A 12,301-nucleotide genomic window follows, 5' to 3' on the forward strand; every position below is an offset into this window, starting at 1 on the left:
TATAGGTCGCTTATATAACACCTTATATTTTTATATCCGTGAAAACTACAAAGTGTATGAAAATCCATTTGTCAAATGAATTTAGTGCGGAAGGAGGTTTGTGGTTACTTCATAGGGTATAATAATCAGTTTTTTACTGATAAAAATATAGGAGGCGACATAATGTTTCGTACGATTTCAAATTTCATGAGAGTAGCTGAGATAAGAAGGAAAATCCTTTTTACACTAGCGATGTTAATCGTTTTTCGAATTGGCACGTTTATTCCAGTTCCTCATACTAACGCAGAGGTATTAAAAGTACAAGATCAAGCTAACGTTCTAGGTATGTTAAACGTATTTGGTGGAGGAGCACTGCAACACTTCTCAATCTTTGCTGTAGGTATTACACCATATATTACAGCTTCTATCATAGTACAATTACTTCAAATGGATGTTATACCTAAATTTTCGGAATGGGCAAAGCAAGGAGAAATGGGCCGTAAGAAATCAGCTCAATTCACTCGATACTTTACAATCATTCTCGCATTCATACAGGCCATCGGAATGTCTTATGGCTTTAATAATATAGCTGGTGGACAATTAATAACAGATCAAAGCTGGACTACATACTTATTTATTGCGACAGTTTTAACTGCAGGTACTGCATTTTTACTTTGGTTAGGCGAACAAATTACCGCTAACGGAGTTGGTAATGGTATTTCGATGATTATCTTCGCAGGTCTCGTTGCCGCGATTCCAAATGTTGCAAATCAAATTTATTTACAACAATTCCAAAATGCTGGCGATCAGCTATTCATGCACATAATAAAAATTGTTTTAATTGGACTCGTAATTTTAGCGATAGTTGTTGGCGTTATTTACATTCAACAAGCTGTACGTAAAATACCGATACAATATGCAAAAGCTGTTTCAGGAAACAATCAATATCAAGGAGCAAAAAACACTCATTTACCTCTTAAAGTAAATAGTGCTGGTGTTATACCAGTTATCTTTGCTTCTGCATTTTTAATGACGCCGCGTACAATTGCGCAGCTCTTCCCTGATTCAAGCATATCAAAATGGTTAGTTGCAAATCTTGATTTCGCACATCCAATTGGAATGACACTTTATGTCGGTCTTATCGTTGCTTTCACATACTTCTACGCATTTATTCAAGTAAATCCTGAACAAATGGCTGAGAATTTGAAAAAGCAAAATGGATATGTTCCTGGTATTCGTCCTGGTAAAGCAACTGAACAATATGTAACTAAAATTTTATACCGTTTAACATTTATCGGTGCAATTTTCTTAGGTGCAATTTCTATATTACCGCTCGTATTCACGAAAATTGCTACGTTACCACCTTCTGCCCAAATTGGTGGTACAAGCTTACTTATCATTGTCGGTGTAGCACTAGAAACTATGAAGACGTTAGAAAGCCAGCTTGTAAAACGTCATTATAAAGGTTTTATTAAAAAAGTGAATTAATTATAAAAAACACAGTTGGAAAAATAACCAACTGTGTTTTTTATTGTATCAGTCCTGTAATATACAGGGCTGTTGCTTTATTAAACTACATCTCCTTCTCTAATAACCGCCCTTTTTTGAAATAAGTCCGTAGTGTAGAACGATTGGCTAAAAATACACCAATCAATATAAAACAAGCCCCCATTCCCATTATAGGATTTAAAGGTTCTCCTAAAATGATATATCCCACAATTATTGCAATTAATGGTGATACATATAACCACGTCGATGGAAATACTGGATTTGTTTTTGATAAGAGCCAGTAATATAGTCCGTGTCCACCGATCGATCCGATAAATATGAGATATAAAATAGGCCATTGTACACTCCATGAAGTTAATACAGTTACATTTGGTTGTTCTACAATAATAGATGCGATTAGTAGTAAAATCCCTCCATAAAACATTTGAATACCGTTAATAAGAAATGGTGATACATTTGATAAATCTGAAAGTATTTCTTTCGAACGAATAGAGCCTATTCCGTAAAATAACTCTCCTATAACTAAAACAATACAAGCAATACTCCATATGAAACTTACTTGTTGATGCATTCCTGGTAAAGAAACAAATATAACACCTATTAGTGCGATAACTAAAGCAACGAGTTGCTCCTTTTGTAATTTCTCCCTATTCCTCTTTGCTTGTATTAATAAAATCATCATTGGTCCCGTAGCAGAAAGAACAGCAGCTAATCCCGAAGAAATATATTGTTCTGACCAATATAAACTTGCGAATGTCATAAATGTTAAACAAAATCCAGCATACATAATACGTTTTGAAAATATATGTGGCATAATTTCTTTTCGCTTTAATTTAAAAATAATCATAAGGATTATGCCCGCTAAAAAGAATCGAATTCCTGCTGAAAACAACGGTGGCGCCCCTGCTTCAATTCCAATTTTTATTGTTAAAAATGTTGTCCCGAAAATAATACATACTAAAATGTAATTAAAAATGACCATTTTTCTTCCTCCTTTTTACTCTTAAAATGAGTATAGAGGGTATGGTGTATAACAGTGTATCAATACATATAACAGTTACTTCAAGTTGTAGTTGATTCCCTATATATTTTTCGCTTTAATTAAATTAAAAAGAAAAATAGGTGAAACTATGAAGATTGTATTGCGTAAAGAATCAAACATACCGTATTACAAGCAAATATATATGCAAATTGTTGAAAGAGTACAAAGTGGTATGCTTTCACATGGTGAATCCCTTCCTTCTTTACGTTGTATGGCCACAGATTTACAAATCAATGTATTAACTGTTCGTAAAGCGTATAAACAGTTAGAAACGAAAGGGTATATACGCATCGAACAAGGAAAAGGTGCTTACATATATAAACATGTAAAGAAAGATTTCAAACCGATACCATATAAATGGCAACAATCAAGATCTATTAATGTTATGCGTTCTCAATATGCAATGAATAAGCACCGTAAATATCATGATTTTTCACAAGCAATTCTGTATCCTCGTCTGTTACCAAATCCATTTTTGGCAGACGAAATGCATAAATTGCTAGATAAAAATCCGATGTTGTTAGCAACTTATGGGCCAGTTCAAGGCGATTATGAACTGCGAGTTGAAATAGCAAATTACTTAAATGAACACCAGAAATTAGTGACGGACCCATCTCAATTATTAATTACAAGCGGAGCACAACAAGGAATTGATTTAATTGCTCAAACATTATTAAAACCTGGAGATATCGTATTAGTAGAAAGTCCATGTTACAGTGCTGCGCTTGACGTTTTCATCAATAAAGGTGTTCAAATCATTCCTATTTCTCTTGATAATCATGGAGTTCGCTCCGACTTAATTGATGATATTTGTCAAAGTAAAAATCCTGTTTTATTGTATACAAATCCCACCTTCCAGAACCCGACAGGTACAGTAATGAGTAAAGAACGAAGAATGGAACTTATAGAACTAGCGGAGCTATATCAATTTTTTATCATTGAAGATGATTCTTTCGGAGAAATATATTTTGAAGGTGCTATAGTCCCACCACCAATCAAAAGTTTTGATAAGGATGGCCACGTGATATATATAAAAGGATTTAGTAAAACGTTAGCACCAGGACTCCGTATCGCAGCACTTTTTGCCGATGGTCCTATTTTTGAATGGCTATATGCAGTGAAAGGTTCCATGGATATCGGTAGTCCTTTATTAACACAGAAGGCACTTCTACCTTTCTTACGTGCGGAACGTATGAAAAATCATTTAGAAAAATTACGTACAGCTTTACAAATGAGACGTGATTTAACAATTGATATACTATCGCCATTAAAAGGACTAAACTTTGAGATACCAAATGGCGGTTTTAATTTATGGGTGAAACTGCCTGATTCGATAGATCCCTTTACCTTATTACAAAAAGCAAATGAAGTAGATGTCTCTTTTTTACCAGGAACAGCTTGTCTATTAAACTACGAAACAAATGATAACCAATTAAGAATTAGCTATTCAATGTTAAACGAGAAAGATATGGCAATTGGATTAGAGAAATTACATGATACAATACGAAACAGTATTTGTTAGAAGTAATAACACAATAGCCAACAATAAATAATACCCGAAAATGACAATGTGTAGTATGGGCTATTATTTATTGTTGAGCTTTTTCGTTATTCTTAACAACCGATTTTAAAACTTGTCTTTCTTTCAATTCTTCAACACTACCATATTGATCAATAACAATTGCTTTCATTTACTCTCCTCCTTGCTGTTTATTTTAATAACATACAATTATTTCTCAAATTTTTTTGTCTTGAATTACCATATAATTATTTTTGGGGGTAATTATGCAAGAAGCATTATAAAGTGAAACTTTAATCAGCCCTCACCAATTGGGCTCCTACTGCTCGTTAATACTGGATGAATTTCAAAACAAATCTTACACACATCTTAGAATCATCCAAAACTGTTTTATTAATTAAATTCAAAAGAAATGAGGCTAACTATATGAGTGAAAAGATATTTAAAATAAACGGAATTGATATATGTACAGAAAGCTTTGGGAACCCTAAGAACCCTGCTATTTTATTAATTATGGGCGCTACATGTTCCATGGTTTATTGGGACGAAGAGTTTTGTGAGCTGTTGGCTAGTACGGGGAAATTTGTTATTCGCTTTGATAACCGTGATGTTGGACGCTCTGTTGCCTACGAACCTAGAACTTCCAATTATACAGTAACAGATATGGCTGAAGATGCAATTGGAGTACTAGATGCTTATCATATTGATAAAGCTCACCTATTTGGTATGTCATTAGGTGGTATGATTGCTCAAATTGCCGCTATAAAACATCCCGAAAGAATTTTGACGCTAACTTTACTAGCGACTAGTGTAATAGGATCTGATGACAATACTCGCGATTTACCTCCAATGGATGAAAGAATTTTAACACATCATGTAAATGGCACAAGTATAGATTGGACAAATAAAAACGATGTGGCAGAGTATTTAGTTTCAGGATCTCGTCTATTATGTGGATCAGAACGAATATTTGATGAAAATAGAGTTTATACACAAGTAAAACAAGAAATAGAACGCGCAAATAATTTATTAAGTATGTTTAATCATGCTTTACTTCAAGGTGATGATGCATATGAAGGTGTACTTGACTCCATACAAGCACCTACATTGGTTATTCACGGAACAGATGATACAGCACTCCCATTCGAACATGGCCTCGCACTAATTGATGAAATTCCAAACTCAGTACTATTAACTCTTAAAGGGGCAGGCCATGAAAACCATCCAGATGACTGGGAAAACATAATTACTGCTGTTTCTAAACATACATCTGAAATTTAGACAAACAAATAATTAACAAAAGGGGCACAAATTATATTGTGCCCCTTCTATTTACAAACAAAAACCCATCACTGTATTCGTATGTATAGTGATGGGACTTCTTATATTTTTCTATGTTTAAAAAAATGGACAATCTAATTGATCAACAGATTCCCATAATTTTTTTTTTGCATTTTCGGTGGATGTATTTGTTTCTAGTGTCATGTTTTTAAAAGGGTTTACTTCAACTTTTAATAAGGATGAAGGCTCCACATATAATGAGAAAACATGGCTGCTTGGTAAAGCTTTAGAAACGTCAATATCTCCTACTTGTTTAAATAGTTGCTGCGCAGCAAAAAAGAAGAAATTAGTTGGATTTGATTGTTTATTCAGCCACGCAAGCATTTCAGGTGATACCGATTTATGAATATTGATTTTTACTCGATCACCACGTTTATATCGCCTAGATCGCATACTTCCACCAACTAACTTATCGTTAAGTTTGTAAATCCTAACTCTTTTTGCTTATGCTCTCTATATTTTGGCGAACAAGTATAGACTAATAATCCTCGTGCATTGGTAAATAACGGATTATCTACAAAGATTACATTTTTGAGTCGTCCTTTTTGCTTTAAAATCATTTTTAAACTGTTTTTAATAATTACTGCACCACCGCCATAAATAAACACGTATGGATCGTCTTTCATATCATCAATTTTATTTATAATATCTGTTGCAACACGAGCTGCTAAACCTAATAGTGCCGGCTGTGATTCCTCAACTAATAAGGTATTTCTCGGATGCTTATCATTTAAATAAATTTGATTGAATTCTGTAATACTATCAATCGTCTTAGTTGGATACTTTCGGTTCCATCTCGTGATAATTTGTAATAACGTCTCTTTTACACCATAAGATAAACCTTTACTTAGTTGCGGACGGAAATTTACCCCTAATGAAACAACTTCTTCTGTCGTCCCTGCACCAATATCAAAAGAGAGTAGAGTCTTATCTACAAAATCAATTTCAGAAACTTGATTCGGCTCACATTCTATTTTATGTTTCACAACATTTCCTTCTTCATCGTATACAATGCCCCACGTCCCAGATGCGCCCTCAGGCAGGCATTTACAAAACTCAATTGAAACATTAATTGTCACATCCCGTCCGTTCGGATAATGGAAAATAACCTTATGATTTCCCATATAACGTTTTGCATTTTCAGCAGCTATTTCTTGTGTAATAAGCTGCATAGGAAGAGCGACAGATAAATCATAACGAATATTAATATGGCTAGAAGTTGGACTTTGACGCATAGCGCTTACCGCCAAACCTGATAGTATTGTAATAACCATTAACTCATCCGTTGACTTATTCGATTTCTTCTCTACCTCAGTACCTTTTAATTGATCTTGAATGACTTTTTCTCCAACGATGTATCGTACATTATTTAGCATTAACGATGGCGAACTTATAGTCACATCAATGTGGTTTTCTAATTCAGATAATGAAACATCTACCTCATCTAAGAGTCCTGTAGGCTCACCTATATATAAAGAATAAATACTCGGAATAAAAATAGGGTCTTGCCCTTTCACCATTAACTTCAAACCGTTGTTTCCTGCATCTGCACCAGCTTTTAAAAGTATAGACATAACTACCCCCTAAATTAATCTGACATCCCTTCCAAATATATGCGAGCCCATTCTTTTACATTCAAATGTATTGTAATTTTTTATTTATCATAAAACCAAAATATTGCATACTTACATATTTTATGTAAAAAGTATTTGACATGATACTTTTCCAATTTTATACTTATATTTGTAAAGAGTTTTTTACAATCGAGGGGGGCAATTATTTATTGAATACTAAAAAAACTATTTTTATCATCATTGTTTTAGCATTAATTGCAATAATAGTACATGGCACATATAAATACATCACTGAAGGTTCTATTTTGGGTAGTACGATTTTTGCTATTTCGTTAATACTTAGTAATTTAATTAATCACATTACTTGGGGAGATCCCCACGGTGTATCAGAAGAAAGTCAAGATGAAATGGGCCAACAAATTACATATAAAAGCTTTAAAATTGCGTATTTTGTGCTTGTAGTTATAATGTTCCTTTTATTAATCTTCTCCGAAGGATTTTCTATGGGGGCTAATTTAGATGGCGTTAAAAACCTCCCTCTGTTCATCGCAATTTGCTCTTCATTCTTTATTTATCCTATTGTCGAACTCATAGTTGCAAAACAATATAAGTAAAAAGATGAGGTTTTCTACATGTAGAAAACCTCATCTTTTTATATTTACATACTCTCTACAATTGCTTTTAATTTATTCACAGTCCGCCAATTCCTAACTGTAGCTGGTGTATGTAACTTCTGAAACTGGTTCATTAATTTAGAATTTCGAATGCTATTTTTGAAAAACAAATAAGCAACCTTCTCATCTATATAGCAATCTTCAAGTTCACTTTTAAATGTAAGCAATTTACTACTCTCTTCTTCAGAAAGTACATTAGCTAAAAAAGCAACATGAACACTTTCTCCTTCTAACAATGAATGAACTTCATACGGACATTGTTTAATAATATTTATAAATTCATCATGTGTTCTTAGCATGACTGGAACATCGAAATCAAATTCATTTTTCATTTCAGATTGTATTCGGTCCTTTAGAAAGTTTATACCTTCCTCAGATTCGAACACGATATTACCACTTTGTATATATGTTTTCACATGTTTTAATTCTATTGATTCAAACAATCGTTTTAAATCAGCCATTTTGATTACTTTATGTCCACCGACATTGATTCCTCTTAGTAGTGCAACATAAATTGTCATATTATTCCCCCACAATAAAATGAATTTATCAACTGAATTGATTTTCCCACTCATATTTCTCGGATATTTGTTTTAATTCTTCTAACATATCATGAATAGATAATACCTCAAATAAAATAATAGATTCACTTGAAAAATGGTGATGATAATGATCTGGTTTATAATCTTTTAAATCATTTTTATAACTCCAAAATTGCTTGTCTAATTCAGCAATAAGTTTAAAATGTTCCTCATCAATTTCATTACAACGGTTTCTCAATATAGCAATTATAGAATAAGTTGTTTGTTGTAATATTTCCCTTTCACTTTGTGACCAGTCACAGGTCTCAATTGACACTCGAGCTAAATTATCTATATGGTAAATGATTTGCTGTAATAAATGCAATTGCTTTTGTACAAGTAAAAAGCTTCTCATTTCCTTCTTTGTATGGTGATGATATTTCCAATCTTTCTGCTCATATTGAACAAATTGTATCGCCTTATGCAATAATAAAGTCAATTTAGATAGATCCTGAGCTGTCTCCTTTTTCATACCTTTTCCTGCAAGTAATGCAGTAATCCATTCTTCCATAATATTTGCTGTTTTAGCAAATAGATCCTCTGTACATCCAAAAATCGTTTTCGTGTAGTGTGGTGGGAAAATGAAAAAATTCACTAAAGTAGATACTATAATACCAGTAGATGTAGTAGCTAAACGAATTAAAAATGCAGTAAAATAATGATCTGCCGTAATTGGAATCATAGCTACAGCAGTTAAAGTCGCGACTAATGTTCCCGCATGTAACCTTAGTTTTTGACATGTAACAATCGTAAACATCGCAGCTAATGCATAAGAAATTGCTTGATGGCCTAGGAAAAATGTGAAAGTCATGGCATATGCCGATCCAATTGTTGAGGCCGGAAAGCGAATAAACCCTTTTTTTATTGAGTCTGTTGCAGTTGGTTCAATTGTAACAATTGCTGTTATTACAGCAAAAATAGTTGGGATGTTAAAAAATTTACAAACTAACACTGTAAGAAAAACTGCAATCCCAGTTTTAATCACTCTTCCCCCAACAATATTCCATTGTCTATCTTGATTCATTTTTTATATCCTTCATTTCTGTTTCATTTTATATACATATATTATATATTGTTAAAATAAAAAAACCTACTACATGAATATTCAAGAGTAAGTTTTCTATCTCATTATTTCATTATAGGTAAATGCATTATTATTTGTTGGCCAATTGGTCCCATTCTTCTAAAACCTTTATCTTGGAAGCCGACTTTTGCATATAAATTTTGTGCAGGAATATTTCTTTCATTCACAGCAAGTACAACTTCATTTTTTATTGGAAAATAACGTTTTACAAACTCTTCTAATAATAACAATGACTTTTTAGCGTATCCCTTTCTTTGTCTATTGTGATTAATAGAAAATGATGTTAAAAGTAAAGCATCCTCATTATCCGTAAACTCCTTTACTCTATCTCCCGTTTGCAATGCGAAAAGACCAACCGGTACCCCATTGTAATCTAAAATAACAATCACATTTTTTGTACGATCACTTTTTGCTTTCTCCAGTAATGCGCTTGGATCTGATGTAAACTGAACTTGTTCACTTGGTAAAGTAAATGTTTGAATAACTTCTTTATATTTCTCCTTATACGGAACTAATTGAATTTCCCCTGTGTGTATGTTCATGCTAAACTCTCCCATTTTTTGCTTATTAACTTATACCTTGCTGTACTTTTGAATGCACTCTTCCATCTAAAAAGGTAATTTCAACAAATGAATTTGGATCGTTTCCTTTCCAAGCAAAAATTTGTTTAATTTGTGTAGAATGCTCTACCCCTTCTTCTATAAGTAAATCCCCTTCACAACCAATTAAATCTTTTACTTCTGTATAAGTCATTCCTTCATTTATGTTCGAGAAATGGTTTATATTGATAGACGCTTTCTGTTGCCTTTCCATCACAGTAGAAGAAGTTGCTGTTTGATTTTTCACTTCTTTTCTCTGTTCACACGCTGTCATACTGAAACCTAAGCAAAAACTAAACAATATACATGCGCTTTTTTTCATCATAACAGTTGTCCCTCCCATCATAATTAAACCATATATTCCCTTAAAAATAAACTGAATATTTAATATTATATTCAAAAACCTCGTACAATTAAGTACGAGGCTAATTTCATTTATTCAAATGATTATTTGATTGATCATCCTGTTCTTTTCTTAGCTCTTGTTTTTCATCTTTTGGTAATTGTTTATCATTATCTTTAATTGGATTCGTTTCTCTATTTTCAATCATATCATTTGGAACTTGTGGCATTACTCGGCCCACAATAGCCGCTAATTCATCTAGTATACCTTCACCTGTTTTTCCTTTTTTAATTTGCTTTCCAATTTGTTTGAGGCGTTCATACGTATCAACATCTGCTACAACGACTGCATTAGCACCGTCAGGATCATTTTTTAAACTTTCTGCAACAGAGTATTTAATTGATTCAACTCGAGTTCGATCAAGTTTTGCTTTTACGTCTATACCTACAATTGCATATTTGCCGACTACTACGGCTGTCGCATCATTCACACCTGGCACACTTGCAGCTAAAGATGCTAAATGATCTGCTGCTTTTTCATTTGGCTTATTTAATTTATTCGTATAATTAACATTTTTCATTGAGACATTTTTTTGTTCCGGCTTTTCGTTTGGATTGTCTTTTTTTCCAATACTGCATCCAGTTATAACGAAGCAAAGCATCAATATATATATTAGAGTTTTCATTATTTTCACCACTTCACTATTAAGGTTTAATCATAAATTTTTTCAACAGCTTGCATTTTCTTTACCTTTTCTTCGGCCCCACTATTAGCATTAATGAATATTTGGTACGTATCTTTTCCTAAAGTACCTACAAATTCATAGCAAAGTACTTCATTATGCAAATCATTGACTACTACAGCTTTACGTTCTTCCATTACTTTCACATCCGGATTGATTTTCTTTCTTGCTTCTGCTACAGTTAACTTTGCCGATGGAACTGTTCGTTTTTGATGCGACGCTAAATATTCTTTTGCGGAGAACCCTACGATAGAACCGTCATCTAAAGCAATTTTCATTTGGATTGCTTCTGGATAAATTCGTACTCCATTTTCATTTACTACATACGTAAACACACCAACATTATCATATTGAGAGCTATCATAAAGCTCCATATTATTAAACTTATGGTCCTTTAAAAATTTCAAACCTTTACTACCTGCATCGTTTAAACTAACTTTCTGTTCTTTAATTTCGCGGTTATTCATAACCCAAATTGGATATCCGCCTTTTCCCGTAATATCCATATAAAACTCATTGTTCGTTGCTTCATCTTTAATTTTCACACTATAGAAAGATTCTTTCGCACCTTTTCCGCTTTTCTCAACATCTACTTTTTCATTTCCTTTTAAATTCAAAAACGATTTTGCAATTTTCGCCGCTTCATCTTTAGAAATTGCCTTTCCTTGCGCTTCAAATCCGCCTTTTTTATTTTTTTGCGCACTTGTAAAGGTCGGTCCGAAGTTTGTAGAAGAATATGATGTTACGTTTTTCTCTACAGTTTTCAATCCATCAATAATTGTGTTATCTGCTGGATCGCGATTTGATGCAAGTGCCATTTCTACATCCATCCAGCGTAAATTATTTTTCAAAACAAGATGTTGTACTTTTCTTAGTTCATCTTGTATATTTCCTGCATTTGAATATAAAGTTTGCAACGTTTTATATTCTTGCTCATTTAAAGGCTCTTTTTCTAAATCACGAATGGCTGCACGGTAACTAAAATCACCGATATTCGCTAAAAATTCTTCCGTTTTATTAAATGGCATTAATGTTAAAGGAAGTTGCCCTACATCTGAGCGAGCTTCAGATGTTAAACGCCATACATCCGCTAATGCAGGTGATAAAGATGATCGTGAATTCATCGCAAGTGTTGTGCCAATTTTATCGTGTAATAAATCGACTTCGTATGCTAAATCATGGAATGCACGTTGATAGCTATTTTCCGCTCTAATTAAAACCGCATTTTTCTCTTGGTGCTCTTTATAGCCCCAGTATCCTGTTCCTACTACACCGACTGTTAATAATACAATGATAATACCTCGTAACATTGTC

13 protein-coding genes are annotated in these 12,301 nt (G+C 33.2%); 4 read left to right on the forward strand and 9 right to left on the reverse strand.

Annotated elements, in window-relative coordinates; all coding sequences use genetic code 11:
* Nucleotides 1-162 precede the first annotated feature (162 nt).
* The gene (gene secY / locus ACLBXA_RS05710) at nt 163-1,467 is read left to right on the forward strand and encodes a preprotein translocase subunit SecY (protein WP_000490132.1); all 1,305 of its coding nucleotides are present in this window, start codon (nt 163-165) and stop codon (nt 1,465-1,467) included.
* 85 nt (nt 1,468-1,552) lie between these two features.
* On the opposite strand, the gene ACLBXA_RS05715 is transcribed toward secY, so the two are convergent.
* Complete coding sequence (locus ACLBXA_RS05715) at nt 1,553-2,470, reverse strand: DMT family transporter (protein ID WP_000234335.1); 918 nt, start codon at nt 2,468-2,470, stop codon at nt 1,553-1,555.
* Nucleotides 2,471-2,618: 148 nt separating this feature from the next.
* Between ACLBXA_RS05715 and pdxR the strand changes: the two genes are divergently transcribed.
* Nucleotides 2,619-4,052, forward strand: coding sequence for a MocR-like pyridoxine biosynthesis transcription factor PdxR (gene pdxR / locus ACLBXA_RS05720; protein WP_097826506.1), 1,434 nt, complete (start codon nt 2,619-2,621; stop codon nt 4,050-4,052).
* Between the two features lie 423 nt (nt 4,053-4,475).
* A complete protein-coding gene (locus ACLBXA_RS05725; RefSeq protein ID WP_242297083.1) occupies nt 4,476-5,330 on the forward strand; it encodes an alpha/beta fold hydrolase in 855 nt (284 codons plus the stop codon).
* Nucleotides 5,331-5,447: 117 nt separating this feature from the next.
* Here ACLBXA_RS05725 and ACLBXA_RS05730 read toward each other — a convergent pair whose 3' ends face one another.
* Together ACLBXA_RS05730 and ACLBXA_RS05735 are read right to left on the reverse strand one after the other, a co-directional pair.
* Nucleotides 5,448-5,783, reverse strand: a complete 336-nt coding sequence (locus ACLBXA_RS05730; RefSeq protein ID WP_001257762.1) for a hypothetical protein — start codon at nt 5,781-5,783, stop codon at nt 5,448-5,450.
* A gap of 11 nt (nt 5,784-5,794) precedes the next feature.
* Nucleotides 5,795-6,964 carry a ParM/StbA family protein gene (locus ACLBXA_RS05735; protein WP_000025620.1) on the reverse strand — a complete coding sequence of 390 codons (1,170 nt, stop codon included), beginning with the start codon at nt 6,962-6,964 and terminating at the stop codon, nt 5,795-5,797.
* Nucleotides 6,965-7,173: 209 nt separating this feature from the next.
* Here ACLBXA_RS05735 and ACLBXA_RS05740 point away from each other — a divergent pair, with 209 nt between their 5' ends.
* The gene (locus ACLBXA_RS05740; RefSeq protein ID WP_001093136.1) at nt 7,174-7,578 is read left to right on the forward strand and encodes a hypothetical protein; all 405 of its coding nucleotides are present in this window, start codon (nt 7,174-7,176) and stop codon (nt 7,576-7,578) included.
* A 44-nt stretch (nt 7,579-7,622) separates the two neighbouring features.
* Here ACLBXA_RS05740 and ACLBXA_RS05745 read toward each other — a convergent pair whose 3' ends face one another.
* The 6 genes from ACLBXA_RS05745 to ypeB all read right to left on the reverse strand — a co-directional run bounded on the left by ACLBXA_RS05745 (nt 7,623) and on the right by ypeB (nt 12,297).
* Nucleotides 7,623-8,159, reverse strand: a complete 537-nt coding sequence (locus ACLBXA_RS05745) for a DUF1697 domain-containing protein (RefSeq protein WP_000158573.1) — start codon at nt 8,157-8,159, stop codon at nt 7,623-7,625.
* A 28-nt stretch (nt 8,160-8,187) separates the two neighbouring features.
* Nucleotides 8,188-9,243 (reverse strand): aromatic acid exporter family protein, encoded by a 1,056-nt coding sequence (locus tag ACLBXA_RS05750; RefSeq protein WP_001070855.1) that lies wholly within the window; start codon nt 9,241-9,243, stop codon nt 8,188-8,190.
* A 104-nt stretch (nt 9,244-9,347) separates the two neighbouring features.
* Nucleotides 9,348-9,860 (reverse strand): GNAT family N-acetyltransferase, encoded by a 513-nt coding sequence (locus ACLBXA_RS05755; protein ID WP_003278429.1) that lies wholly within the window; start codon nt 9,858-9,860, stop codon nt 9,348-9,350.
* A 10-nt stretch (nt 9,861-9,870) separates the two neighbouring features.
* Nucleotides 9,871-10,227 carry a hypothetical protein gene (locus tag ACLBXA_RS05760; RefSeq protein WP_000976437.1) on the reverse strand — a complete coding sequence of 119 codons (357 nt, stop codon included), beginning with the start codon at nt 10,225-10,227 and terminating at the stop codon, nt 9,871-9,873.
* 106 nt (nt 10,228-10,333) lie between these two features.
* Nucleotides 10,334-10,930: a YhcN/YlaJ family sporulation lipoprotein gene (locus ACLBXA_RS05765; protein WP_000854051.1), complete on the reverse strand. Its 597-nt coding sequence runs from the start codon at nt 10,928-10,930 to the stop codon at nt 10,334-10,336.
* A gap of 26 nt (nt 10,931-10,956) precedes the next feature.
* Entirely contained in the window at nt 10,957-12,297 is a 1,341-nt protein-coding gene (gene ypeB, locus ACLBXA_RS05770) for a germination protein YpeB (RefSeq protein ID WP_000943737.1), read from the reverse strand.
* Between the last annotated feature and the right edge of the window lie 4 nt (nt 12,298-12,301).

It is taken from the genome of Bacillus sp. D48C (assembly GCF_053345735.1).

Bases quoted from the DNA above. Each gene is read 5' to 3' on its own strand.
- ACLBXA_RS05730 (WP_001257762.1), bottom strand. From the start codon at position 5,783: ATGCGATCTAGGCGATATAAACGTGGTGATCGAGTAAAAATCAATATT.
- secY (WP_000490132.1), top strand. From the start codon at position 163: ATGTTTCGTACGATTTCAAATTTCATGAGAGTAGCTGAGATAAGAAGG.
- ACLBXA_RS05725 (WP_242297083.1), top strand. From the start codon at position 4,476: ATGAGTGAAAAGATATTTAAAATAAACGGAATTGATATATGTACAGAA.
- ACLBXA_RS05760 (WP_000976437.1), bottom strand. From the start codon at position 10,227: ATGATGAAAAAAAGCGCATGTATATTGTTTAGTTTTTGCTTAGGTTTC.
- ACLBXA_RS05765 (WP_000854051.1), bottom strand. From the start codon at position 10,930: ATGAAAACTCTAATATATATATTGATGCTTTGCTTCGTTATAACTGGA.
- ACLBXA_RS05750 (WP_001070855.1), bottom strand. From the start codon at position 9,243: ATGAATCAAGATAGACAATGGAATATTGTTGGGGGAAGAGTGATTAAA.
- ypeB (WP_000943737.1), bottom strand. From the start codon at position 12,297: ATGTTACGAGGTATTATCATTGTATTATTAACAGTCGGTGTAGTAGGA.
- ACLBXA_RS05755 (WP_003278429.1), bottom strand. From the start codon at position 9,860: ATGGGAGAGTTTAGCATGAACATACACACAGGGGAAATTCAATTAGTT.
- ACLBXA_RS05735 (WP_000025620.1), bottom strand. From the start codon at position 6,964: ATGTCTATACTTTTAAAAGCTGGTGCAGATGCAGGAAACAACGGTTTG.
- pdxR (WP_097826506.1), top strand. From the start codon at position 2,619: ATGAAGATTGTATTGCGTAAAGAATCAAACATACCGTATTACAAGCAA.
- ACLBXA_RS05715 (WP_000234335.1), bottom strand. From the start codon at position 2,470: ATGGTCATTTTTAATTACATTTTAGTATGTATTATTTTCGGGACAACA.
- ACLBXA_RS05745 (WP_000158573.1), bottom strand. From the start codon at position 8,159: ATGACAATTTATGTTGCACTACTAAGAGGAATCAATGTCGGTGGACAT.